The organism is Streptomyces sp. TAA486, from assembly GCF_000426165.1.
The window spans coordinates 26,410-50,995 of record NZ_AUEV01000014.1 but is presented as its reverse complement, the minus strand read 5'-3'; the positions used below and the strand labels follow the sequence as shown (position 1 = coordinate 50,995).

Here is a 24,586-nt window from a genome sequence, read left to right as displayed (position 1 = left end):
CCCATGCGGGTGGAGAGAGCGCGGTACTTCCTGGCCGCCGTCGAGAAGGGATCGCTGCGTTCGGCCGCGGTTCGGTGCGGAGTCAGCCAGCCCACCGTCGGCCAGCAGATCGCGCTGCTCGAAGAGGAACTCGACGTCGTCCTGCTCACGCGCAGCCGGCACGGTGTGCAGCCGACACCGGCCGGACAGGCTTTGCTCGAACCGCTGAGCAGGCTGGTCGCGGCCGAGGACGCGGTACGCGACTCGGCCATGGAATCGAGCGCCGCCTACCGCGGCCGCGTCCATATCGGCGGCGTCTCCGTGACAGCGGAGACGATCATCGCTCCCGTCGTCGGCCGCCTCCGCGAGAGCCATCCCGGCCTGCGGTTCACCGTCCGCGAGGGAGCATCCACCGACATCGAAGCCGCCGTGCTCGACGGCGGACTCGACTTCGGAGTGATCACCATGCCGATGAGCCCGGCCGCGGCAGGGCTGCGCCGGGTACCGCTCGTCTCGGCCCCCGTCGGGGTCTACGCGCGCACCGACCACCCCCTCGCCGGGCGCGACCACGTCCACTGGCACGATCTCGAAAGCTGGCCCGTCGTCACCATGCGGACAGGCACCGTGATGTGGGAGACGCTGCACCGGCACGTGGCCGCCCCGGACGTCGTCGTCGAGGCCATGTCGGCCCGCACCGTCAAGGTGATGGCCGGGCAGGGCGCCGGGCTCGGCCTTCTCGCCGGGTTCGACACCTCGGCCGACATCCCCGACCTGGCCTGGCTGCCCCTGCGTGACGCCCGCCCCGTACACCTGTGCATGACCCAGCGTCAGGACGGCCAGCCGTCGCGATCGGCCCTGATCGTCCGGCAGCTCATACGGGCCAAGGCCGACGAGCTCTCGGACCCGGGACCCCGCTGAACTCAGGGGTTGGCACGAACCCAGCACGGGAGGCTGCGACTTACAGGTCAGCGCCCGGTCGGCATAGCAGTGACACAGACAAGGAGTGTGGACGATCGGCAGGCCTTGCACAGGATGCGGATCGGTGAACGAAACCATCTCCCGGACTCAGGTTCGCCTGATGCCTCGTCAATTCAGTCAATTAACCCCAAACGTACGGCACTTGACGTGCGTTGTCTCCCGTCTCCCCCGGCAGTGCGTCACGGAGGCTGCCAGTGCACAAGACCAGGACGCCGGAATGCCGCCGTGGTCAGGAGGAGTGACCCCGGAGGGAGTTATACGGCAGTCGACTCAGAGGCCAAACTCCGTGGGGGACAGTCCGAGAGCCGCGCACACCTCGCGCAGGACCTGCTCCTCCGCGGGGGCCACCCAACCGTCTGCCCCGGCCACCACGATGCCGGTCTGGATCACGGCACGGGCCTCGGTCGGCTTCTTCGCCACCTTGGCAATCTCCTGTAGCGCCTCGGCCTTGCCATGCGCGAAGTTCGCCGCGAGTTGGTCGACGTGCTTGTTGAACCGTTCCCGGAGCTGGGCCGGAGGGAAGTTCTGCAGGACGTCATTGTTCAGGATGAGGGATTCAACGTGCTGGCGCTCGGCCGGATCGACATGCCCGTCCGCGGCGGCGACCAGGGCGCACGCGGCCATGCTCGCGTCCCGAAACCCGCCACTCTTGAGTTCCGCCTTGAGCGTGGTCAGCTGGGCCTTCAGGGCGCTGACGAGCTGCGCCTTGGAACCTCCCGAGCTGGATCCTCCGCCGGGTCGCGCCTGACCCACCCCACGCCTGCCCGGCGCCTGCTGCTGGAGCCCCTTGGCCTGATCCTTGAGTCGGTCCCACATCGCCACTGCTGCCACCTCGACTTCGGAGTGCGTCGACCGCGCCCGTCACGCGGCACCCTGCCAACGTTGGCCCGCCCCGGTGAAGTTCCGCGACCGGGCGAGCGCCTGCCTGCCGTCAGACACTCGGGAGCAGCCGGGGCACCCATCATCCCGCGGACCGCTGCGCGATGACCGACAACAGGTGCCCACCGGGCACCCTCTCGCGGGGCACCCGGAAGCAGACCTCGCCGACGCCCGCGACCAGCGCTGGATCGCCGGCTGTCCGAGCTGCCTCGCGCACCTGAGAACCGCGGCCGCCGGATGCGGCTTCCTGCCTGACGTCCGCCACAGCACCGACGACTATGTCGTGACCCAGACCCTCGTCTCCACCGGACTCGGCGTCGCCCTGCTGCGCGCTCTCGCGCTCGAAGCCGCCCGTGACCCCGCGGTCACGGCGATCGGGAGATCCGCGCGCACAGCCCGCGGCGAATCGCACTCATCGGTTCAGCCGACGTTCCCCCGAGCCGCGCCACCACCGCGGTCTCAAGCGCGATCCGCACAGTCACCGAGCACCGGCTTTGACGCTTTCCCGAGCAGTGACTGGATCTCCAAGCCGGGATGCCGGCGTGCAGATACGGCGGAGAGGTCTCCACTCCGGGCCGGGGCCGCCGCGTCTCCCCCTTAGCACAACGGCCCTCACAGCGAAAGTCCCATTCCGGCAAGGCAGGCCCGGGGAGTACTCTGACGGCCCGTCGCCCCAGACCCCGGTGGCTTTCTGTCCGAAGTACGCCCGATGGCACAGGTGTTGCTGCCTCGCCCAGCCGCTGCCCGGGAGACGATCCGGGTCGTGCGTCCGTTCGGCGCCCCCTCGACAGCACCCACCCACTGTCACCGTGCGGCATGCCCGGTCATTTGCGTTCCCCGCCCGCCTCTGTCCCCTCGCACTCACGGCGCGCCGTCCCCCGGTCCTGTCGGCCGCATCGGGCGCTCGGGCGAGCAATCGGCAGCCGGGGCCGGGATCGCAGGAGGATGTGAGAGCGATGAACAACACCGTCGACGACGGCAATGGCGGCAACGGCGACGGCGGGGAGCACCCCGGAACAGCCAGCGTGACCCGCGACTTGGAAGTCTTCCTGGTGCTCTCCGCGGACTGCGCGGCACCCCTGCACGCGCGTTTCACCTACCGGACCGCCGACCCCTTCGCCGTTCAACTCGACTTTCACCTGGCCACACAGAGTTCAGTCCGCTGGATCTTCTCCCGTAAGTTGCTGACGACGGGCCTGGATCGCCCTGTGGGACGCGGCGACGTGCGCGTGTGGCCCACTCACGGAGGCACGCAGATCAATCTGAGGCTGTACTCGCCGTCCGGCGACGCAGTGCTGGAGACCGCAGCGGTCCCACTGGCCGAATGGCTCGAGCAAACTTGCCAGTTGGTCCCGTACGGGCATGAGGACCGCCTCCTCGACACGGACGCCCTGGTAAGGGATCTGCAACAGGATTCCTGGTAGCACCACAGTACGACGGCCACCCGCCCATTTCTCGGGATCAGGGTTGGGGGCGCCTGACAGCTTGGTGACCTGCCCCATCGTTTGGGCTCCAGTCGCGGTGACCAACTGACAGCCGGGATCGTTCGTTGTCGGATAGCAGTCTGCCTACGCCTCCGACAGCGGACGTGGTACTGGCCGGGGTGTCCTGCGAGCTCACCGTCCCTGGCGGTGAGCCTCACGTCTATGTCATCAAGCCGGACGGGCGGAGGCGCTAAGCCATTCCCGCGCGAGTCGTACGCGTTTCAGGAGGTACAGCGCTACGAGGCGAAGATCAGTGACGCAATCGCGGACGAAAACCTGTTCCAGCAACGTCGTCACCGGATGCGCGCCTTCTGCGTTGCTGCCTGGGCTTCCGCGAGGCGGGGGTCTTGTCGTTGCCGTTCGAGAATGCGGGCAGCCGACATACCTGGCTCAGGCCAACCGGCCGGTCACGCCCTGCGACAGACGCGGCGGCAGACGTGCGATACCACGGCGAGCGCGCGATCATCGGGGCATGACCATCACCCTCCGCCTCGCGCAGCAGCCCGAAGCCGACGAGCTTCTCAGCCGCAGTCCCCTCGCCGCCCTGACCGGGATGCTTCTGGATCAGCAAGTAGCGATGGAGTGGGCCTTCGCGGGCCCGTACACCATCGCGCAGCGCATGGGCGCGGACGATCTGGACGCGCACGTGATCGCCGCGAGCGACCCGGAGCAGTTCGCCGCGCTGCTGTCGCAGAAGCCCGCCGTGCACCGCTATCCCGGATCGATGGCCAAGCGCGTGCAGCAGCTGTGCCAGTACCTCGTCGATCATTACGACGGCGACGCGAGCGCGGTGTGGCGCGACATCCCCACCGGCGCCGAAGTGCTCAAGCGCCTCAACGCCCTGCCCGGCTACGGAAAGCAGAAGTCCCAGATCTTCCTGGCGCTGCTCGGCAAGCAGATGGGCGTGACCCCGGAGGGCTGGCGCGAGGCCGCCGGCCCGTACGGCGACGCGGACGCGCACCGCTCGGCCGCCGACATCACGGGTCCGGAGACGCTGGATCAGGTCCGGGCGTTCAAGCAGGAGGCGAAGCGGGCCGCCCGGAAGAAGGCATAGCGGGCGGCCCCGGCAATCGTGGTCGGCAATACCGGCAGATCGGAACGGTGTGTCACGACGAGGCGCACGTCATGCCCCGGGCTATGCCGCCCGTCGCCGCGGCTGGGGAACCGACTGGCGCTTCGGCGCTCCGGTGCGGCCCTGGGGTGACCCGGAGGCGCGCCGGGCCTGGCCGGGGCGGCTGCGCCGGCTGCGAGCCGAAGAGGCGCTTGGCTTGGCGGGTTCGGCCACGGGGGCGGCGATGGTGACAGCGACGCCGGAGGGCGCCCGGGCACCGGTGATGCGGCTCAGCTCGGCCTCGCCGGAGCGGACCTGGGCGATCTTCGGCGTGATGCCGGCATCAGCCATCAGGCGTGTCAGGTCGCGGCGTTGTTCGGGCAGCACCAGCGTGACGACGCTGCCCGACTCGCCGGCACGGGCGGTGCGGCCACCGCGGTGCAGGTAGTCCTTGTGGTCGCTCGGCGGGTCGACGTTCACGACGAGGTCGAGGCTGTCGATATGGATGCCGCGGGCCGCGACGTTGGTGGCCACCAGCACAGAGACCTCGCCGGACTTGAACTGGGCGAGAGTGCGGGTGCGTTGAGGCTGGGACTTGCCCCCATGCAGGGCGGCTGCCCGTACGCCGCTCTTCAGAAGGTGCTTGGTGAGCTTGTTCACGGCGTGCTTGGTGTCCAGGAACATCAGCACCCGGCCGTCGCGGGCGGCGATCTCAGTGGTGGTGGCGTACTTGTCCGCGCTGTGGACGTGCAGTACGTGGTGTTCCATCGTGGTGACCGCGCCGGCGGACGGGTCGACCGAGTGCACGACCGGGTCGTGCAGGTAACGGCGGACAAGGAGATCGACGTTGCGGTCCAAGGTGGCCGAGAACAGCATCCGCTGGCCCTCGGCACGCACCTGGTCGAGCAGTTCGGTGACCTGGGGCATGAAGCCCATGTCGGCCATCTGATCGGCCTCGTCCAGCACGGTGATGGCGACTCGGTCCAGCCGGCAGTCGCCACGCCCGAGGAGGTCCTTCAGCCGGCCAGGCGTCGCGACCACGACCTCGGCTCCCGCGCGAAGTGCGCCGGCCTGACGGCCGATCGACATGCCGCCGACGACGGTGGCCATCCGCAAGCTCATCGACCGGGCGTACGGGGTCAGCGCGTCGGTGACCTGCTGTGCGAGCTCCCGGGTGGGGACGAGGACCAGAGCCAACGGCTGGCGCGGTTCCGCTCGTTGGCCCGCGGTACGGGCCAGCAGGGCAAGGCCGAAGGCGAGGGTCTTGCCCGACCCGGTGCGTCCGCGGCCCAGGACGTCCCGCCCCGCGAGGGAGTTGGGCAAGGTGGCCCCTTGGATGGGGAACGGTACGGTCACGCCCTCGGCGCGCAGCGCTGCCAACAGGGGCGCGGGCATGTCCAGTTCATCGAACGCCGTTGCGGCGGGCAGCGGCGGGGTCATGGTTTCCGGGAGCGCGAACTCTCCCGGCCGTGCGGCAGGGCGGCGTCCGTTGCCGCCGGAACGGCCGGGGGCTCCGGAGCGCTTCGGGCCGCTCCTGCCACTCGGGGACTGAAAGCGGCGCCCGCCACCCTTGCCGGAGCCGGCGGAGCGGTTGAGGGGGTTGCGGTCGTTCGTGCGTGCTGTGCGGTTCATGCAGAACCTTCCTCGATGCGGCGCGTATCGAGGAATTCGCGGCAGCCATGTGGCGCGGGGAATCGCAAGAACGAGCCGAAAAGCAAGATGAAAAGAAGCGCGGTTGCTCGGTACCGGGCCGAGTCCCGGACTTCGAGGGGAGCGGCACCTGACGGGCCTGCGGCCCGGGTGCCGGGAAAGCGAGTCGGTGCGGGCGGCGTGCGACCGGGGCCCCAAGGGGAGTTCCGCCCGTACCGGAGAGACAGGAGGGTGTTGCCTCTCGATGTCGGCGGCGCCGTTGCCGCGCACGATGGATGGGTCTCGGAAGACCAACGAGCTGGGCCCGCACCCGAGGGTGCGGGCCCAGCTTCGAAGAACGCCTCAGTGTCAGGCAGGAGTGATGTTCTCCGCCTGCGGGCCCTTCTGGCCCTGCGTGACGTCGAAGTTCACCTTCTGGCCTTCGTGCAGCTCACGGAAGCCCTGGGCGGCGATGTTCGAGTAGTGGGCGAAGACGTCAGCGCCGCCACCATCCTGCTCGATGAAGCCGAAGCCCTTTTCCGAGTTGAACCACTTCACGGTGCCAGTAGCCATGCATTTTCTCCTTCGGGGCAGTGCCCGAGGCCCGCACCCTGCGAACCTCGCGTCGCCGCGATGATGCCCCGTCCGGGAAAGTACCGGCCTCACAAAAAAGTGCTCACCAGCTCACAGGCCGGTAAGAGCACTTGAAGTATTCGGGAACCACAACTGCAACCAAAATGAACGGTAACACGCCGAGCGACCGGGCGGGCCCGTCACTGCGGTCCCACTGGCCTGGGCAGTGATGCGCCTCACGTTGATCAGGGCGAGCGCCTGTGCCGGGCCGCCCGCCCGCTCACGGGGCGCTGCCGGACAGGCGGCCTGGCTCTCCGGGGCGCGGAGCGTGGCCGGCCCCGCGTCACCTGCGGCCATGCAGGAGCCGGCACCTGCAGCCATCGGCGCGGGAACGCCGCTGCCGGGCCCCGCCTGACTCAGGACGCGCTGCTCCATGTGTGCCAATGCCTGGCCTCTTCTGCAGCGGCTCCGGTGGCCTCACGGTTGGCAAACAGGGGTGCCGAGTAAAACTTTGTGAACTGATTCACAGTAAACCCTTGGCCGGGTCCCTTACTCCGTGCTGAGATGCGCTCACATCCGGCTCGAAGCTCAATGGCGCGCTTGGGAGGGCAACTGTGGCGGAAACCGCCATGTCACGTTCGGTACAGCTGGAGGCCGGGGACGGAGAACCGTCTCCGGTGTTCGGTGCTGGCGCGCCACCGGAAGGGCCGGGCAAGCTCTCGCCCGTGGACGGTGCGGTGTGGCGGTTGCGCTCACGCGGCTGCTGGGAGGACGCAGCCGCACTCCTGGAGCCCTACGCGGCGACGGACACGGCGGCTTCCCTGCGGCGGGCCGCGCTGCTGGTGGAGCAGTGCATGTTCACGAACGACGGCTGGGACGCCGCGGAGTCCGCGCTGCGGGCCGCGGAGGCGCTCGCGCAGGACGACGAGGAGCGCGGGGCGGCAGCGTGCGAACGGGGCCAACTCGCCTACACAGCAACGGTCCTGGGTGTACGCGACCGCTCGGACGAGGCTCGCGCCGCGCTGGGCAGGGCAGCCGCCCTGCTGCCACCGACGGCTCGCGGGCGGGCAATGCTGGACTACCGGCGCGGGCTGCTGGCCGAACACCTCAGCGACACACCGCAGTCGGCACAGGCCGCCTACCGGCGTGCGCACGCCGCGGCGGCAGCGCTCGACGACTTGCTGCTGTGCTCCTTCACCTGGCGGCATCTGGCGGGGCTCGCTCTGCGGGAGGGCGAGATCGCGGAGGCGCGGCACGGATTCACCGAATCGCTGCGACTGCGCGAGGAGTTGGGCTTCCTGGTCGGCATGGCACCGGCCCTCACGGCGCTGGCGGACGTGGAGCCGGAGCCGGAGGCGACGCGTCTGCGCGAAGAGGCCGGGCGCCTCTTCCGGCTGCTGGGCGGCGTCCCGACATGGCTGGCCGGAGAGTTCCCTCCGGCCTGATCGAGCCTGAACAGGCCGGGCGGAAAACTCGCTCGGCCTGAACCCGCCCTGATTGTAAGGCTGCTGAATCGAAGTGAACTGGTGCTGCCCTCGCGCCGCCGGTCCCGGCCGCGCGAGGCCGCTCAGGCCGTGACGTGTGCGCGCAAGAGACGTTCGACCGCGGCGAGGTCCCGGTCGCGCAGCGCGTCCAGCAGAGCCATATGGTCGGAGGCGTTCCTGAGGAGCTCCTCGATGCGCAGCGAACGGGCCGCGGGGGCGGGACGACGCTGGGCGCGGCGCTGTATGTCCGCTGCTATGGCGACGAGTTGGCGGTTGCCGGTCAGCTCCAGCAGCGCGCAGTGGAAGGCGCAGTCGGCGTCGGCGTAGGCAGCGCGGTCGCCGCGTCCGGCAACGGCCAGAGCCTCGTCGGCGTACGGGCGGAGGCTCTCCCAGCACTCCGGCGGCATCGAACGGGCCGTCTCCAGCACCGAGGGGATCTCCAACAGGACCCGTATCTCGGCCAGTTCGGCCACGTCCCGGTCGCTGCACACCGCTATGCGGAATCCGCGGTTGGGCACGGTCTCGACGGCGCCCTCGCACACCAGGCGCTGCATCGCCTCCCGTACGGGCGTCGCCGAGACGCCGAGGCGTTCGGCGAGCGCGGGCGCGGAGTAGACCTCGCCGGGGGCGAGTTCACCCGAGAGCAGGGCCTCGCGCAGGGCGGTGAGCACCTGGGCCCGCACGGAGTGCCGCTCGGGCTGCTTCGCCGCGCGGGGCTGCCGGACGTGGGAAGGACGCCCGCCGGGCAGTCCTGGCTGTCCGGGAGCGCCCCGCTCCTTCGGCTCAGCAGCCGTGACGGCGCCCGTCACCTGCGGCGCCGCGGGTTCGCTGTGCACATGCTCTCCCCGTGCCCCCTCGTCGCCGTCGACCCCGGCGGGGTGCTGCTGTCCGGCCGGGACCGGACGAGGGGAGCTGTAGGGGTGGAGTGCGGCGTCTCCCGCCGGTACGGGCGCATCCGCTGCGGTCTGCTCCATGTGCCCTCCAGGTCTCGCTGTGCACCATAGGCGGACCCGGCGCGAGATCAAACCTTCGCGGCATCGGCTAAGGTAAGGCTAACCTGCTGTTGATCGTCGATCGGTGGTCCCCCCATGGCCATGCCCACGTTCGCCCCGGCCCCCGCAGAGCCTGCCGGCATCTCGCCGCTCACCGCGGCGTACGCACGGCTGAGCGATGTGTTCCAGGGGCTGCGCGTGCGTGAGGTCGGTCCCGGTGGCGCTCTTCCCATGGGAGCGGAGTGGGTGCCCGCCACCCGGCTGGCCGAAGGCAGGGCGACTCTCGACGAGTTCATCGCCCAGGATGCGGAGCAGGCCCTGAGCGATTACGGGCGCCGGCCGCGCAGCGACGTCGCCGCGACGTTCGGCCTGCACCGGTACGCCTGGCCGGTGTGCCTGCTGGTCACCATCCCGTGGTTCCTGCACCGCCGGGTCCCCCGTGTCCCGGTCGAGGCGGTGGCCTGCCGTCGTACCCCCGGCGAACTGGCCGTGCGGATCGAGGAGTTCGCCTGCCTGCCGGGCGATGCGGCCGCCCAGTCCCCGGGCGCGCGCGTCGTCCCGGACGAGGAAGCGCTGCGCGCGGAGGTGCGGGCCGCGCTGGCGGAGCATCTCACCCCGGTGCTCGAGGGATTCCGTCCGCGCATACGGCGGGGCCCGAGGGCCCTGTGGGGCCTGGCGACGGACGAGATCACCGAAGGACTCTGGTATCTCGGTCATCTGCTCGGTGAGGAGAAGCGGGCCGTGCATGAGGCCGGGCTGCTGCTGCCGGGCGCCGTCCTCCCGTACGCGCAGTCCGCGGGCTTCCGTCAACTGACCGGGAAGAGCGGCGAGTTGCTGCCCACCCGCGACAGGGCGAGCTGCTGCCTCTACTACACGCTGCGGCCCGAGGACACCTGTGTGACGTGCCCCCGCACGTGCGACGCGGAGCGTATCGAGCGGCTGTCCACGACTCGCTGAGAAGTTCGACCCCAAACGCCCAACTCGGCACCCACTGGCCCCCGTTGGCGTTCTCTTGTGCCGAATCCCCCGTGATGCGCGGTCCGCTGCGCCAGGATGCCTCGCGTCAGAGCGGACCAGGCCGGCGCAACGGGCGGCCGACGGGCGGCGAGGGGCATCGGATGACAATGACGGATCTACCGCTGAGCGGGGTGGTGGCCGGCGCGGTGCTGCTCGTCGGCGCCCTGGCGGCGGTCGTACTCATGGCACGGGGAAGACGGGCGAACAGGCGCGCGGGCGGCGATGACGGTCCGTCCGACTCCTGGGAGCAGATGGAGCAGCGCCGCCGCCGCAAGGAGACGGTCTACGCGACGGCCGCCTATCTGCTGCTGTTCTGCTGCGCGGCGGTGGCAGCGGCGCTCTCCTTCCACGGCCTCGTCGGCTTCGGGCGGCAGAACCTCCGGCTGTCGGGTGGCTGGGAGTACCTCGTCCCGTTCGGGCTGGACGGCGCGGCGATGTTCTCCGCCGTCATCGCCGTGCGCGAGGCGAGCCACGGCGACGCGTCGCTCGGATCGCGTCTGCTGGTGTGGGCGTTCGCGGGTGCGGCCGCCTGGTTCAACTGGGTGCACGCGCCGCGCGGCATCGACCATGCCGGGGCGCCCGAGTTCTTCGCGGGGATGTCGCTCTCCGCGGCGATCCTCTTCGACCGCGCGCTGAAGCAGACACGTCGCGCCGCGCTGCGCGAACAGGGCCTGGTTCCACGGCCGTTGCCGCAGATCCGGGTCGTACGGTGGCTCCGGGCTCCCCGCGAGACCTTCCGCGCCTGGTCGCTGATGCTGCTCGAGGGCGTACGGACGCTGGACCAGGCCGTCGAGGAGGTGCGGGACGAGCGCCGGCAGCACGAGCAGGAACGTCTCCGCCGCAAGGAGCAGCAGAAACTCGACCGGGCCAAGGTGAAGGCCCTGGGCAGGCAGCACCGCGGGCACGGCCGGCGTGGACACGGGAAGCCGGACGGCACGAGGGTGGAGTACCAGGCCGCGGTTCCCGCGTCCCAGGTGGCCGCACCGGCCGCGGACCCGGCCCTGGCGATGCCGTCGCTGCCGGCGCAGAGCACGGGCGGACGCGGGGACGACGGCGCGGCCGGACCCGCCGGTCCGCGGCTGGACTCGCTGGAGGAGAAACTCGCCGAGATCGAGCGGCAGTTCGGCTGAGCGGCCGCACGGGCCGCTCCCCGCCTGGGACCGTCACGACTCCCAGACGGCGACGGCCGTGCGGTCGTCCGCGTAGCCCCGTACACGCAGCTGCACGTCAGCGAGGAACGCGGCCAGGCCCGGTGGCTCCTCCCGGTCGTTCCACGACCGGGCCAGCCGCTGCGCGAACGGGGGCTCCGCACGCAGCGGTTCGGCGAGTCCCGGGCTGCACAGCAGCAGTGTGTCGCCGCGCCGGGCGACGGTCGCGCTGAAGCGGAACGGTTCGGGCTCGGGCTGCGCGGGCTGCGGGAGCGGTGACCGTGTGCGCGCGGCGGCGGCCGCCGCGGACAGGTCCATGGTCGGCGCGTCCGTCTCCCGCCGGCCCGTCGGCCCGGAGCGGTCCGATTTCTCTGGCGGCCGGCTCCCGCTGCGCGGGCCGAGGGGGACGCTGAGCGCCGCCGGGTCGCCCAGTTCCGAGGGGTCGAGAGCGTTCAGGGCGGCGTCCGCGCCGGGGCCCGGAGCCGGCAGCGGGCGGCCGCCGTCCTGTGGGCGCGCACCGGGCTCGATCTCACGCCACGCACCGGAGCGCAGCAGGAACAGGCCTCCCTCGCCCGCGCCGAAGAAGACACGCGTACGGCACCGGGGGTCGGCGGAGAGCAGCAGGCAGCGCAGATCCGCCGTGTACTCCTCGGGCTGCATCTCCCAGGCGGCTGCCTGTGCGCGCAGCTTGCCGTAGCAGCGGTCGGTCAGCCGCTGCAGTCCGGACTTCAGCTCGGCGCGCCTGTCCGCGCGTATGTCCTCGGCGAGTCGTGCGTGGCTCCGTCCGACGACGCCCCCTATGGAGTGGCAGATCTCGCGGGCCGCCCGGTGGCCGCCGGTGGCGGCCCTGCCCCCGGCCGCGACGGCGACCAGCAGCAGCGCGGACTCCCCCGAGCCGAAGCGCGCGGTCAGCAGGGCGTCGCGGCGCAGCGCTCCCCGGTGGCGGGCCGAGTCGCCGCGTATCGAGGCGGCGCGGAGGGTGAGTCCGCCGTAGTGGGCCCCGTCCAGGACGGTGTCGGGGACGAGTTCGGACAGGGACGAGGGGTCGGCGGCGGGGAAGGTGGCCGGTTCGGCCTCGTAGGTCGGCGGGCGGTCACCGACGTGGTCCGGACGAAGTGGGGCGACGCGCTGCGCGGGGCCGTCGGCCTCGTCTGCGGCGGGGGCCTCGTACTGCGTCGGCGGTGCGTCAGGGAATGTCAGCCCGGCGGCCGTCGGCAGGGAGCCGCCCTGTCCCGGCGGAGGGTTCTGAGCGGGCGGCGCCTGCGGCGAACGCGCTGCGTAGGCGCGGGGGCCGGGGTCGGGGCCGGGGCCGGGGCCGGGGCCGGGGCCGGGGTCGGGGTCGGGGTCGGGCGGCGGTCCCTCGTCCGTGGGTCCGGGTCCGGGTCCGGGTTCCCCGCCGGTCTCCGCCGCGCCGTCAGACGAAGGTTCGGAGTCGCTTTCCAGGTCGGGTCCGGGGCCGGATTCCCCCTCGGGTCTGCCGTCCTCCACGTCGGGCTCGTCCGGCCGAACGGTTCGTCCCGCCGCTGTCCCGCCCGGGGCGGTGCCGGGTCCCACGGTGCGCCGCACGGACGCGTACCGGTCGTCGAGGGTGTCCCCCGAGCCTCCGCGACCCGTGTCGGGGGATCCCGGGTCGTACAACTGGCTCCACCAGTCGTCCTGTTGGCCGGAATGCGGATTCCGCGACCACCCCTGCTGACTCATGCTCATATTGTTGCCCCGCCTTCGGGCCGGGCATGACCGCTTCCGGCACCCCGCGGCCCGTCCTCGGTCCGGCGACGCAGGCCCTCGGGCGCAGCCCCTGATCGGACCGGCGTCCGATGCGCGGTGGCCCTGTGCGTGTGAGCCTTCGGGTATGAGCGCTACCACCCGCCGGCGCGGCCTGAACCAGGCCGAGCGCGCCTATCTCGCGATCCAGCGGCTGTGCCGGATGGCCACCGTGGACCCTTCGGGCCAGCCGCAGGTCAATCCCGTCGGCTTCTTCCTCCAGGACGACGGCACGATCCTCTCCGGCGGCCTCGCCCTCGCCGAGACCAAGCGCTGGCGCAACCTCCACGCCAACCCGCGTCTGGCCCTCGTGATCGACGACCTGGTGAGCGTCGACCCTTGGACGGTACGGGGCGTGGAGATCCGCGGTGAGGCGGAGCTGCTCGTCGGGCCGCACGACCTGGCGCAGGGCATGAGCGACGAGTTGATCCGGGTGCATCCGCACTGGGTGCACAGCTGGGGCCTCATCGGCCTCTGACGGGCGCGGACTTGCGGGTGGTGCCGGCACGGTGCGTGCCGTTCGGGCCCGCAGCACCGCCGCCCCCGCCGTCCGCCGCTTCCGGCCCGCCGTTCGAGGCGACCTGCCACAGGTGGTGCAGCGCGTACGAGCGCCACGGCCGCCACGACTCGGCCCGCCCCGCGTCGGCACCGCTGCGGGCCAGCCCGTGCCGCACGCCCACGTCTCCTTCGAGGAAGACGTCCGGGTCGCCGAGCGCGCGCATGCGCACATAGCCAGCGGTCCACGGGCCGATACCGCGCAGCGCGAGCAGCGCACGCTCCGCCTCGTCACGGTCCGCTCCGGGACCGAGGGCGACGGTGCCGTCGGCGACGGCCTCCGCCACGGTCCGCAGCGTCGCCCGGCGGCTTTCCGGCATGCCGAGTTCGCCGAGGGACGCCGAGGCCAGCGCGTCGGCTTCGGGGAAGAGGTGTGTGAGGCCGCCGTCGGGCGCCGCGAGGGGTTTTCCGTACGCGGCGACGAGTCGCCCCGCGAGCGTACGGGCCGCGGCCACGGTGATCTGCTGCCCGAGCACGGCTCGTACCGCGAGTTCGTGCGGATCGGCGGCGCCGGGAGAGCGCAGGCCGGGGTCGGCCTCGACGAGGGGGCGCAGCACGGCGTCCGTGGCGAGCCGCTCGACGACCGCGTACGGGTCGGCGTCCAGGTCGAACAGCTGCCTGACGCGCTGCACGGCGGTCGTCAGATCCCTCAGATCCGTGAGGTGGAGCCGGCAGTCGAGCCATCCGCCGCACCGGCCCGCGTCGACCGCCCCGGTGGACGGCTCATCCACCTCCGCGATTCCGCTTCCGTACGGCAGCTGCAGGGTGCGCCGGTAGGTGCGCGCGCCGGGCTCGCCCGTCATCTCCTCCATGCCGGGGATCGCACGGCGTTCCAGGAAGCCGAAGATCTGCCCGTGCGCGTACGGGCCGCGGTGCGCGAGGCGCAGCGGCACTCCCCTGGGCCCGGGTCCGCCTCCGCCGCGAGCATGCCGGGTGAGCCGGCCGTGACCGCCGCGCGCGGCCGCGTCCCGCATGGCGCTGGGCGTACGGGCGTAGATCTCGCGCATCGTCTCGTTGAACTGCCGCACGCTCGCGAAGCCCGACGCGAAGGCGATCTCCGTCACGGGCAGCGGCGTCGTCTGCAGCAGCACCCGGGCGGTGTGGGCTCGCTGTGCGCGTGCGAGGGCGACCGGCCCCGCACCGAGTTCGGCGGTGAGCTGACGCTGCACCTGCCGGGCGCTGTAGCCGAGGCGGGTGGCAAGGCCCGCGACGCCCTCCCGGTCCACGACGCCGTCCGCGACCATCCGCATCGCACGCCCGACGAGATCCGCCCGCACGTTCCACTCGGCCGAGCCCGGAACGGCGTCCGGGCGGCAGCGGCGGCAGGCACGGAATCCCGCGCGCTGAGCGGCGGCCGCCGAAGGGTAATAGCGCACGTTCTCCCGCTTCGGGGTGACCGCGGGGCAGCTCGGACGGCAGTAGATGCCGGTGGTGCGAACTCCGAGGAAGAACACCCCGTCGAAGCGCGCGTCCCGGCTTCGTACCGCCTCGTACCTGCTCTCATCCGTCATCACGCCACCCAGTGTGCGCCTGCTCCGAGGCATCCACTCGCGGAAATCGGACACGATGCCCGGAGCCTGGATTCCTCCGGCCTGACCTCCTGCGCCGGCGCTTCTCACGGCTCCCTGCCCGCGTCCGGCCGCGCACCCGCGCCCGCGCGTGCCCTTGCAGGGCGAGCGCGATCAGCAGATAGGGCACGGCCGCGAGGACGAAGAGCGTGCTGTGGTCCCACAGCTGCGAGCCCAGGGCGTAACCGGCGCACAGCAGCACCGAGATGACCTCGGCACCGACGCCGGCGACGGAGCTGACCGTGGCGCGGGCACGGTCGGTGACGCGCTCCTGGAGCATCGCGTCGCACGTGACCATCGCCCACTGGAAGATGCCGAAGGCGAGCGCGAGCAGCACCGCACCCGAGGGGCCGCTCAGCGCGCCCGCCGCCAGCGCGAGTGCGGCAACTGCCAGCGCCGGGCCGAGCAGGCGGGCTCCTCGCCCGGCGCACCAGCCGCCCACGGCGACGCCGACCGTCACGAGCAGCATCAGCAGCGGTACGGACGAGTCGCCGACGTCCATGGATCCGATCAGCAGCGGTACGTACTCGTCGATCATCAGCGCACCCGTGACCGCCGACGTCAGCAGCACGGCGTTACGGGCGGAGCGCGAGGCGCGCAGCTCTCCGAGGCCGGTGCGGAGCACCGTGAGGAAGCCGGGCGCGTGCGCCGCGGTGTCCAGCTCACGGGAGGCGGTGGCCGTCTGCTCAGGTGCCCGTGCCTCGTCCCGTTCGCCGCGTGTCTCCGGGAAGGACCGGCCGACGAGAGCGCCGAGCAGACTGACCGCGACGCTCGCCGACCCCACGGTCGCGTAGCCGCCGAAGTGCATCACGGGCGCGGCCAGGGCGGTCGCCGCCATCATCGCCGTCATGCCCAGGGCCTGGGAGCGGCCCATGAGCCGGGCGTACGAGCCGGCGTTCCCCCACCGCTCCAACTCCTCGTACACCAGGGCCTGAAGGGTCCCCGAACACAGCGAACCGCCCACGCCCCACAGCACGAATCCCGCCGCGAACGCCGGATACGAGGGCAGCCAGGTCCACAGCGCGTAGCCCGCTCCCGTGACGAGCGGGGCGAGGATCAGCAGCCGCCGGCGGGAGAAGACGTCGGCCCACAGGCCGGACGGGATCTCCACGACGAACGTCACGCACGACCAGATGATGAAGAGCGTCGAGATCTCTGCGGCGGACAGTCCGTGCTCGGCGAAGAGCAGCGCATAGACCGGGTAGAGCAGGATCAGGTCTTCGAGGAACGCGTACGCGTAGAGCCGGCGGGCAAGCCCGGCCACTGCGGCGGCCGGTGCTGCCTTCGCCGCAGCTGTCGCGGAAGTCTCGGATGAGGCTCAATGTCGCCAGATCATGTGTTCAGCCTAAGCCCGCGCACAGCGTCGGTGCACGCCGTTTTCCGCGGGTCCGGCAGCGCGACCCCGCGAGCCCCCGCTTCACTCTCGTTCCGCCGGCTCCAGGCACTCCATGCGCGGCAGCCGCTGGAGCAGGCCCCACGAGAACTCCGCGATCACGTCGCACCGCTCCCCCGCCGCGTCCGGGGCGACGAAGCCGAGCCGCCAGCGCGTCGGCGCCGACCCCTCCAGCGGCCGGGCGGGTGCGAACGCGCGCGCGGCCTCGTCGACGGTGCAGGACCAGGGGCGGAGGTCCTCGACCGTACGGAGGGTGGGAGCCGGAGCCCCGGCGGCGCGCACCAGCCACTCGGTCACGACGCCGCCGCCCGGCACCGTCAGCACCTCGAAGCGCAGGTCCGGCCAGAGCGGGACCGGCCAGGCCAGCACCTCGCAGTCGAGGTCCCCGAGCGGGCGGTGCTCGAACCGTTCGGGCGGGCCCAGCACGGAGCGGTAGCGGCCCACCGCGCTGCGCCGCCCGCGCTGCGCGTGCAGCATGGCCTGCCAGCGCCGGTTGGCCTCCCTCATCTCCGCCCGCCCGGAACCCAGTTCGGCGAGGGCCTCGAGAACGAGGTCCTGCTGGAAGTCGGCCATGCGGCGCAGCAGTACGAGCTGGAACTCGCGAGGTCCGAACGTGGTCAACGGGGGCCCTTCGATGGTGTCCTGCCGCTGAGGGCATCGGCGGGGCGGAGCACCGGTGACGGTAGCAACCGCCGCACCCCGCCCCTGTCGCACGCCCCTCTCGCGTTCCCCTCTCCTCTGGTCGCTTTCGAGCCGTGCTCCGGGCTGCCGTCCGGCGTCCTGCCGTCGGTCGGTCAGGGTTTCCGCTGCGGTCCGCGTTTGCGTTCCGCGTTGTACCGTCCCTCCGCCGACATCTCCTTGAAGCGCCGCTTCTGTTCGGCCCGCAGCCGCGCGTCGGTACGGGCCGCGATGCGGGCGTTCTCGCGGAGCAGCTTGCGGTAGCTCTCCAGGCGGCGCTGCGGCAGCGTGCCGTCGTCGACGGCGGCGAGAACCGCGCAGCCGGGCTCGGACTCGTGCCGGCAGTCGTGGAAGCGGCACTCCTCGGCGAGCGCTTCGATCTCGGAGAAGGTGCTGCCGACGCCGGCCTCCGCGTCCCACAGGCCCACTCCGCGCAGACCCGGGGTGTCGATGAGCACGCCGCCCGCGGGCCCGGGCAGGGGCAGCAGATCGCGGGTGGTCGTGGTGTGCCGGCCCTTGCCGTCGCTGTCGCGGATGGCCCGTACGTCCTGCGCGTCCTCACCGAGCAGCGCGTTGGCCAGGGTGGACTTGCCCGCGCCGGACCGGCCCAGCAGTACGCACGTGCCGCCGCCGACGACCGCGGTCAGTGCTTCGAGCCCTTCGTCCTCGGCGGCGCTGACGGCCAGCACCTCGACGCCGGGCGCCGATGCCTCGACGTCGGCGGCGAGTTGAGCGAGCGTGCCCGGGTCTCCGACGAGATCGGCCTTGGTGAGGACGATCAGCGGCCGGGCGCCGCTTGTCCACGCCAGCGCCACGAACCGCTCGACGCGCGCGAGTTCGAGTTCTTCCGCGAGCGACACCGCGATGAGGGCGATGTCCACGTTGGCGGCTAGCACCTGGCCCTCGGAGCGATTGCTGGACGTCGAGCGCACGAAGGCGGTTCGCCGCGGGAGCAGCGCCCGCACCTCCGGCATTCCGCCCGGTCCTGCTTCTGGTCCGGAGGCGTCCGGTGCCGTACCCGGGCTCAGCGCGGCCCAGTCGCCGGTGCACACGGCCCGGGTCGGATCGCTGGTCGCGACGGGGCCGGTGCCGGCGCGTACGACGCCCTCGGCGGTGACGGCGTCGCACAGCCCGCGGTCGACGCGGACGATGCGCGCGGGAAGCATGCCCTCGTCCTCGTACGGGGCGAAGGCGTCTGCGACGCGGCTGTCCCAGCCGTAGCGCCGCAGCGGATGCGGATCGGAAGCCGAAGTGGAGGCAGGGGCAGGGGCAGAGGGGTCCGCGGAATCGGACGAGCCCGGGGAGTCCGGGGAGCCCTGGTGATCCGGGGAGTTGATGGAGCCATGGAGATCTGAACTGTTGAGAGAGTTCACGGGAGTGACCCTTCGCGAAGGGTGGCTCCGGCTGTGCGCGCTTCCGGTACGGGCCGGGCCGGATGGGGCACGGTCAGCGCGCCGGCGGCACTCGGCCGTGGGTCAGCCGGGGACCACGGAGGTGGAGTCAACGGACTTCGGGATGCGGGCAGCGCCCACCACAACGACGGCCATCGGTCCTCACCTCCTGCTCACTCGCGGTTTCACGGACGCCCCCGCGTCACAGGGGCCGCTCGTCACTCGTCCGGGAGCCTAACCAGACCTCCAGCCCACCGCGAACGGTTTTCCCCCCGGTCCGCAGCGCACCCGGCCGAGTCATGGCCGGCCGGAGTCATCGCCGAGCGGAGTCATGCGCGCGACGAGGAACAGCACCGCCCACGCGCCCTCAGCGGTGGCGGCGTGAACGCAGCCGCGCCCGGAAGTCGCCGTGCGGGAGGAACTTCGTCCAGCGCTCGGGGAACTCAGCGGGTGCGTCCGACTCGTCGTCGCCGCCCGTGCTCTCCGCGCTGCGCATCGCGCGCCGCGCGGCCGCCGCCGCGACGACCTCCGCGGCGGCCTCCTCACGCGCCCGCTCGTTCATGCGCCGGGCCGCGGCCGTCGCGACGGACGGCCACACGTGGTCGATCGCCGCGTTGACGGCCGCGCCCACCAGAACGGCGAACGCGGAGACACCGATCCACAGGAGCACGGCGACAGGGGCCGCCAGCGACCCGTAGATCGTGGGCCCTTCGACGGTGTTGGTGATGTAGAGACGCAGCAGCACGCTGCCGACCACCCACATCACCAGCGCCACGAGCGCGCCGGGAATGTCCTCCCGCCACGGGGAACGCACGGGCACGGACACGTGGTAGAGCGTGGTGAGAAATGCCACCGACAGCAGCAGCACCGTGGGCCAGTAGAAGGCGGTGACCGCCCACTGCGCCTGCGGGACGAGCCGCACCACGGCCTCCGGCCCCGCCACCATCAGCGGCAGCGCGACGGCGCCGACGAGGAGGGCCACGAGGTAGAGCAGGAAGGCCAGCAGCCGGGTCTTGACGATGCCGCGCTGCCCGTCCAGCCCGTACATCACCGTGATGGTGTCGATGAAGACGTTGACCGCACGCGACCCGGACCACAGGGCCAGCGCGAATCCGAGAGAGATCACGTCGGGCCGCCCGCCGCGGATGACGTCGTCGATCAGGGGCCTGGCCAGCTGCCTCACTCCGCGGTCGGAGAGCACCGCGGCGGAGGCGTCCAGGAAGTTCTGCCTGATCGAGGCGATGGTGTCGGTGCCGATCCAGGCGTCCAGATAGCCCAGCAGGCCGATGAGGCCCAGCAGCAGCGGAGGGATGGAGATCAGGGTGAAGAACGCCGCCTCGGCCGCGAGGCCGAGCACCCGGTACTCCACGCACGAGTTGACGGTGTCCTTGAGCAACAGCCACGACATCTTGCGTTTGGGTACGTTCCTGTAGACGACGCGCACCCTGCGGAAGCGTCCGCCCTGGCGCGGTGGGGTTTCGTCGGCTGGCTGCACCTCCTTAACGTATCTGCCATGCCAGCCTCGACTCACACCGTGACCAATCAGCCGCCCCCCCTTGTCGACTACGACATCTTCGCGGCGGACCCCGCCCTCACCGAGGCGGTCGACCGGAACGGCTCGCCCGAGCACTCCGAGGCCGTGCGTGCCGAACTGAGCGAGCTGGGCCTCAGCGCCGGTTCCGCGGAGGTCCAGGAGTGGGGCAGGCAGGCCAACGAGGTGCCGCCCGTGCTGCGTACGCACGACCGCTACGGCAACCGCATCGACGAGGTCGACTTCCACCCCGCCTGGCACCGTCTGATGGACCGTGCCGTCGGTGCGGGTCTGACTGACGCCTGGTCGCGGCCGGACGGCCAACTGCGGCGTACCGCGGGCTTCTTCGTGTGGAGTCAGGTCGAGGCGGGCCACGGCTGCCCGGTCTCGATGACGCACGCGGCGGTGCCGGCGCTGCGCAGGGAGCCCGATGTCGCCGCCGAATGGGAGCCGCTGCTCTCCTCGCACGTCTACGAGCCGGGGCTGGACCGTCCGGCGCGGGCGAAGGCCGGTGCCATCGCCGGGATGGGCATGACCGAGAAGCAGGGCGGCAGCGACGTACGGGCCAACACGACGGTCGCCGTGCCGCTGACGGGCGACGGCGCCGGGAGCGGCGAGTACACGCTCCGCGGCCACAAGTGGTTCTGCTCGGCACCGATGTCCGACGTCTTCCTGGTGCTGGCACAGGTCACCGGTGAAGGTGGCGGGGACGGCCGCGAGGAGGGACTGACGTGCTTCCTGGTGCCGCGCGTGCTGCCCGACGGGTCCCGGAACACGTTCCGCATCCAGCGACTGAAGGACAAGCTCGGCAACCGCTCGAACGCCTCCAGCGAGGTCGAGTTCGACGGGACGACGTGGGCGCGGCGCGTGGGCGACGTGGGCCGTGGGGTGGCCACGATCATCGAGATGGTCGCCGCGACGCGTCTGGACTGTGTGACGGGTTCGGCCTCGCTGATGCGTCAGGCCGTCGCGCAGGCCACCCACCATGCAGCGCACCGCAGCGCGTTCGGAGGCCTGCTGTCGGAGAAGCCGCTGATGCAGAACGTGCTGGCGGACCTGGCGCTGGAGTCCGAGGCGGCGACGGCGCTTACGATGCGGCTCGCCTCGGCGTTCGACGCGGCGCACGGCGGCGGTGGGAACGCCGAGCAGGAGCGGCAACTGCTGCGGCTGGCGCTGCCGGCGGCGAAGTACTGGGTCACCAAGCGCGCGACACCGGTGGCGGGTGAGGCGCTGGAGTGCCTCGGCGGCAACGGGTACGTCGAGGAGTCCGGGATGCCCAGGCTCCTGCGTGAGGCGCCGCTCAACTCGATCTGGGAGGGCTCGGGCAACGTGCAGGCACTCGACCTGCTGCGTGCACTGCAGCGCTCGCCGGAGGCGCTGGACGCGTTCCTCGTCGAGACCGGCCACGCCCGCGGCGCGGACCACCGGCTGGACGCGGCGATGAAGGACCTGCTGACCGAGCTGTCGGACCTGGAGGGCATCGAGGGGCGCGCCCGGCGCCTCGTGGAGCGCATGGCACAGGTCCTGCAGGGCTCGCTGCTGGTGCGGTACGCGCCCGCGGCCGTCGCCGACGCGTACTGCGCCTCGCGCCTCGGCGGCGACTGGGGATCGGCCTTCGGCACGCTGCCACGCACGCTGGACCTCGCCGCGATCGCCGACCGGGCCCGGCCGGAGGTGCGGTGATCCCGGAAGGCGGTCGCGGAACCCCGGAAAGCGCCGCGCGCGGAGCCGGGGGCTGAGGGCAGCGCCGTCAGTGTTCGGGGAGCCGGGCCCAGAAGCGCTCGACGATCTCCTCCATGAAGCGGCGCCCTTCCTCCGCGGTGGCGTTGGTGCTGGCGCGGCCGAGGGTGGCGGCCATGAGCCCCTGGTACTCCTGCTGCATGTCCCGCAGGGGTTCCTGGAGCTCCTTGCGATCGATGGCGACCAGCCGGGCGATGGCGCGGACGTGGGCCTGCCAGCGGGTGTTGACGGCTTCGGTGAGGAGACGGGCGAGCTCCTCCTCCTGACCGGTGACCGCGATGAAGTCACGTGGCGGAAGCTTGAGGAGGCTGCCGAGGTTGGCGGCCTGCCGTTTGTCGCCCGTCCAACGGCCCGATTCCTCCATGCGCCGGTACGCATCGAGGTCGAGGCCGATGAGGCGTGCGACGTCGTCGGCGGACATGCCGCGGGCGAGCCGGTGTTCGAGCAACGTACGGGGCCGGCCCATGAGTTCGCCGGGGTGGCACCACAAGGCGCCCGCCAGGGCTGTCACCTCGTTGGCGCTGGGGAAGGCGTCGCCGCGTTCCCATGCGGTTATGTGGTCGGGGCTGACGTGACTCATGCCGTAGGAGGCGCGCATGCCGTAAGCGACGTGGCCAGGGGCCATCCCCAGTCTCTCGCGCATGGTTCGGGCGGCGCGCGCGTTGAAGGAGATCGGTGGATGCACGGGGAGAGAGTAGGGGGTTACACACGGCAACTCCATGGGTTGCAGTCCCTGCATCCCTTTTGGGAGATAGATCGGGGGTGATTCTGTAGGAACCCACGAGGCCGACTCGGGGCTTTAAACCTCTGATGCGGCGAGACAATTGTGAAATTCCCGCTGCCCAGTATGATCCGCTCGGCAAGGCGTCACATGCGTAACACCGACCGTCACACGCTCCAGGCGCCCCGCTTCCCCCTCACACCTGTTGGTCCAGGAGACGCAGACATGCAAACGAGCACGCATCGCCCACCCGAGGCGCCGCACACCGGAGCCGGGGGCCCCATCGACCGGTTCTTCCGCATCAGCGAACGCGGTTCGACGTTCAACCGGGAGATACGCGGCGGGTTCGCCACGTTCTTCACGATGGCCTACATCCTCGTGCTCAACCCGATCATCCTGGGCAGCGCGGAGGACAAGTTCGGCAACCAGCTGGACGGCGCCCAACTGGCCACCGCCACCGCCCTGGTGGCCGGCGTGATGACCCTGATCATGGGCGTCGGCGGCAACCTGCCGCTCGCCCTGGCCACCGGTCTGGGCATCAACGTCATCGTCGCCTTCCAGGTCGCTCCCCTCATGCACTGGGAAGACGCGATGGGCCTCATCGTGCTCGAGGGCGTGCTGATCAGCATCCTGGTGATGACGGGGCTGCGCGAGGCCGTCATGCACGCCATCCCGCAACCCCTCAAGCAGGCGATCAGCGTCGGCATCGGCCTGTTCATCGCCTTCATCGGCTTCGTGGACGCCGGCTTCGTCACCCGCATCCCGGACGCCGCGAAGACCACCGTTCCCGTTCAGCTCGGCACCGGCACCCTCACCGGCTGGCCCATGCTGGTCTTCTGCCTCGGCGTGCTCGTGACGATCGTTCTCGTCGCCCGCAAGATCAAGGGCGCGATCCTCATCAGCATCATCCTGATGACCGTCGTCGCCATCGTCATCAACGAGTTCGCCAAGGTGAAGAACTGGGGTGTCACCTCCCCGACCCTGCCCGACAACCCCGTCGCCGCCCCCGACTTCGGGCTCATCGGCGCCTTCGACGTCTTCGGCGCGTTCGGACAGGTCGGCATCCTGACGGTCGTCCTGCTCGTCTTCGCCCTGATCCTGTCCGACTTCTTCGACACCATGGGCACCATCGTCGGCGTCACCGCCGAGGCCGGGCTCCTCGACGAGCGCGGCCAGGTCCCCGGCCTGGGGCGTGTCCTGCTCATCGACGGTGCGGCCGCGGTCGCCGGCGGCGCCTCATCGGCCTCGTCCGCCACCACCTACATCGAATCCGCAGCAGGTGTCGGCGAAGGCGCACGGACCGGCTTCTCCAGCCTCATCACCGGCGGCCTGTTCGGTCTCGCCCTCTTCCTCACCCCGGTCCTGACCATCGTGCCCCTCCAGGCGGCGTCCCCGGCGCTCGTCGTGGTCGGGTTCCTGATGATGACCCAGGTCAAGCACATCGACTGGGACCGCTACGAGCTCGCCATCCCCGCCTTCCTGACCATCGCGGTCATGCCGTTCACGTACTCCATCACCAACGGCATCGGCGCCGGCTTCATCGCGTACGTGGTCATCAAGGCGTGCATGGGCAGGGCCCGGGAAGTCCACTGGCTGCTGTGGGGCAGCGCGGCGCTGTTCCTCGTCTACTTCGCCATCGAGCCGGTGAAGTCCCTCCTCGGCGCGCAGTAGGCGCCCGAGCATCCGCCACCGGGGGTGGCCTCGGCGCGGCGCCGAGGCCACCCCCGGTGGCGTTGGTGGCGGCCGCGCGCCACTCCGGCCGACTGGCCCGAGCACACCTCGGCGCGGGATCGGGCGCCGAAGTCCAGCCCGAGGCTCCTCCCCGGGCCCGTACAAGCGATGCGCGGAGTCGCCGATCGCATTCACCGCGAGGTGCACGGCTCGCTCCAGGAACGCCCCCTGGCTGCCGAGGAGTTCGACGAGTTGCCCGTAGAGATCGCCGTGGAATTCTCGTTCTTGGTCCGATAACCCCAACAGCTTTGTCCGGACGGCGGTTTCGGTAAGCCCTGTCGTCGGGCGACGACCCATTCA

At 71.4% G+C, this 24,586-nt stretch carries 21 protein-coding genes; 10 read left to right on the top strand and 11 right to left on the bottom strand.

What is annotated here, in order from left to right; genetic code table 11:
- Window positions 1-3 precede the first annotated feature (3 nt).
- The gene (locus tag I004_RS37610; RefSeq protein WP_051345192.1) at window positions 4-897 is read left to right on the top strand and encodes a LysR family transcriptional regulator; all 894 of its coding nucleotides are present in this window, start codon (window positions 4-6) and stop codon (window positions 895-897) included.
- A 330-nt stretch (window positions 898-1,227) separates the two neighbouring features.
- On the opposite strand, the gene I004_RS0119070 is transcribed toward I004_RS37610, so the two are convergent.
- Window positions 1,228-1,779, bottom strand: coding sequence for a TerB family tellurite resistance protein (locus I004_RS0119070; RefSeq protein ID WP_028436808.1), 552 nt, complete (start codon window positions 1,777-1,779; stop codon window positions 1,228-1,230).
- 73 nt (window positions 1,780-1,852) lie between these two features.
- Here I004_RS0119070 and I004_RS38285 point away from each other — a divergent pair, with 73 nt between their 5' ends.
- The 3 genes from I004_RS38285 (at window position 1,853) to I004_RS0119055 (ending at window position 4,374) form a co-directional block, all read left to right on the top strand.
- Window positions 1,853-2,437 carry a LysR substrate-binding domain-containing protein gene (locus I004_RS38285; RefSeq protein WP_486580129.1) on the top strand — a complete coding sequence of 195 codons (585 nt, stop codon included), beginning with the start codon at window positions 1,853-1,855 and terminating at the stop codon, window positions 2,435-2,437.
- Window positions 2,438-2,792: 355 nt separating this feature from the next.
- Entirely contained in the window at window positions 2,793-3,260 is a 468-nt protein-coding gene (locus tag I004_RS34815; RefSeq protein WP_051345191.1) for an SsgA family sporulation/cell division regulator, read from the top strand.
- Between the two features lie 532 nt (window positions 3,261-3,792).
- Window positions 3,793-4,374, top strand: coding sequence for an HhH-GPD-type base excision DNA repair protein (locus I004_RS0119055; RefSeq protein ID WP_028436806.1), 582 nt, complete (start codon window positions 3,793-3,795; stop codon window positions 4,372-4,374).
- An 81-nt stretch (window positions 4,375-4,455) separates the two neighbouring features.
- On the opposite strand, the gene I004_RS0119050 is transcribed toward I004_RS0119055, so the two are convergent.
- Together I004_RS0119050 and I004_RS0119045 are read right to left on the bottom strand one after the other, a co-directional pair.
- Window positions 4,456-6,003 carry a DEAD/DEAH box helicase gene (locus tag I004_RS0119050; RefSeq protein WP_028436805.1) on the bottom strand — a complete coding sequence of 516 codons (1,548 nt, stop codon included), beginning with the start codon at window positions 6,001-6,003 and terminating at the stop codon, window positions 4,456-4,458.
- A gap of 366 nt (window positions 6,004-6,369) precedes the next feature.
- Window positions 6,370-6,573, bottom strand: a complete 204-nt coding sequence (locus I004_RS0119045; protein WP_028436804.1) for a cold-shock protein — start codon at window positions 6,571-6,573, stop codon at window positions 6,370-6,372.
- A gap of 629 nt (window positions 6,574-7,202) precedes the next feature.
- Here I004_RS0119045 and I004_RS34810 point away from each other — a divergent pair.
- Window positions 7,203-8,018 (top strand): hypothetical protein, encoded by an 816-nt coding sequence (locus tag I004_RS34810; RefSeq protein WP_486580128.1) that lies wholly within the window; start codon window positions 7,203-7,205, stop codon window positions 8,016-8,018.
- A gap of 122 nt (window positions 8,019-8,140) precedes the next feature.
- Here the strand turns inward: I004_RS34810 and I004_RS34805 are convergent, their stop codons facing one another.
- Window positions 8,141-9,031 (bottom strand): FCD domain-containing protein, encoded by an 891-nt coding sequence (locus I004_RS34805; protein WP_078511448.1) that lies wholly within the window; start codon window positions 9,029-9,031, stop codon window positions 8,141-8,143.
- A gap of 114 nt (window positions 9,032-9,145) precedes the next feature.
- On the opposite strand from I004_RS34805, the gene I004_RS0119030 reads away from it, so the two are divergent.
- Window positions 9,146-10,006, top strand: coding sequence for a (2Fe-2S)-binding protein (locus I004_RS0119030; RefSeq protein WP_028436803.1), 861 nt, complete (start codon window positions 9,146-9,148; stop codon window positions 10,004-10,006).
- Window positions 10,007-10,167: 161 nt separating this feature from the next.
- On the top strand, window positions 10,168-11,196 hold the full coding sequence (locus I004_RS0119025; protein ID WP_028436802.1) for a DUF2637 domain-containing protein: 1,029 nt from the start codon (window positions 10,168-10,170) through the stop codon (window positions 11,194-11,196).
- A gap of 33 nt (window positions 11,197-11,229) precedes the next feature.
- Here the strand turns inward: I004_RS0119025 and I004_RS0119020 are convergent, their stop codons facing one another.
- Window positions 11,230-12,915, bottom strand: coding sequence for a protein phosphatase 2C domain-containing protein (locus I004_RS0119020; protein WP_028436801.1), 1,686 nt, complete (start codon window positions 12,913-12,915; stop codon window positions 11,230-11,232).
- Window positions 12,916-13,066: 151 nt separating this feature from the next.
- On the opposite strand from I004_RS0119020, the gene I004_RS0119015 reads away from it, so the two are divergent.
- Window positions 13,067-13,456: a PPOX class F420-dependent oxidoreductase gene (locus tag I004_RS0119015; RefSeq protein WP_028436800.1), complete on the top strand. Its 390-nt coding sequence runs from the start codon at window positions 13,067-13,069 to the stop codon at window positions 13,454-13,456.
- Here the strand turns inward: I004_RS0119015 and I004_RS34800 are convergent.
- From I004_RS34800 to I004_RS0118990, 5 genes are all read right to left on the bottom strand, one after another.
- Entirely contained in the window at window positions 13,443-15,044 is a 1,602-nt protein-coding gene (locus tag I004_RS34800; protein WP_078511446.1) for an AlkA N-terminal domain-containing protein, read from the bottom strand. The two genes, I004_RS0119015 and I004_RS34800, sit on opposite strands and share 14 nt — an antisense overlap.
- On the bottom strand, window positions 15,034-16,365 hold the full coding sequence (locus tag I004_RS34795; RefSeq protein ID WP_078511444.1) for an MFS transporter: 1,332 nt from the start codon (window positions 16,363-16,365) through the stop codon (window positions 15,034-15,036). The genes I004_RS34800 and I004_RS34795 overlap by 11 nt, the downstream gene beginning before the upstream one ends.
- Before the next feature lie 153 nt (window positions 16,366-16,518).
- A complete protein-coding gene (locus I004_RS34790; protein WP_486580142.1) occupies window positions 16,519-17,067 on the bottom strand; it encodes a hypothetical protein in 549 nt (182 codons plus the stop codon).
- A 221-nt stretch (window positions 17,068-17,288) separates the two neighbouring features.
- Complete coding sequence (gene rsgA / locus I004_RS0118995) at window positions 17,289-18,401, bottom strand: ribosome small subunit-dependent GTPase A (protein WP_028436799.1); 1,113 nt, start codon at window positions 18,399-18,401, stop codon at window positions 17,289-17,291.
- A 529-nt stretch (window positions 18,402-18,930) separates the two neighbouring features.
- Window positions 18,931-20,058 (bottom strand): YihY/virulence factor BrkB family protein, encoded by a 1,128-nt coding sequence (locus tag I004_RS0118990; protein WP_028436798.1) that lies wholly within the window; start codon window positions 20,056-20,058, stop codon window positions 18,931-18,933.
- Window positions 20,059-20,076: 18 nt separating this feature from the next.
- On the opposite strand from I004_RS0118990, the gene I004_RS0118985 reads away from it, so the two are divergent.
- Window positions 20,077-21,777, top strand: a complete 1,701-nt coding sequence (locus tag I004_RS0118985; protein WP_028436797.1) for an acyl-CoA dehydrogenase family protein — start codon at window positions 20,077-20,079, stop codon at window positions 21,775-21,777.
- Window positions 21,778-21,844: 67 nt separating this feature from the next.
- On the opposite strand, the gene I004_RS0118980 is transcribed toward I004_RS0118985, so the two are convergent.
- Complete coding sequence (locus I004_RS0118980) at window positions 21,845-22,519, bottom strand: DNA-binding protein (RefSeq protein ID WP_028436796.1); 675 nt, start codon at window positions 22,517-22,519, stop codon at window positions 21,845-21,847.
- 261 nt (window positions 22,520-22,780) lie between these two features.
- On the opposite strand from I004_RS0118980, the gene I004_RS0118975 reads away from it, so the two are divergent.
- The gene (locus tag I004_RS0118975) at window positions 22,781-24,226 is read left to right on the top strand and encodes an NCS2 family permease (RefSeq protein ID WP_028436795.1); all 1,446 of its coding nucleotides are present in this window, start codon (window positions 22,781-22,783) and stop codon (window positions 24,224-24,226) included.
- The last annotated feature ends 360 nt before the right edge of the window (window positions 24,227-24,586 follow it).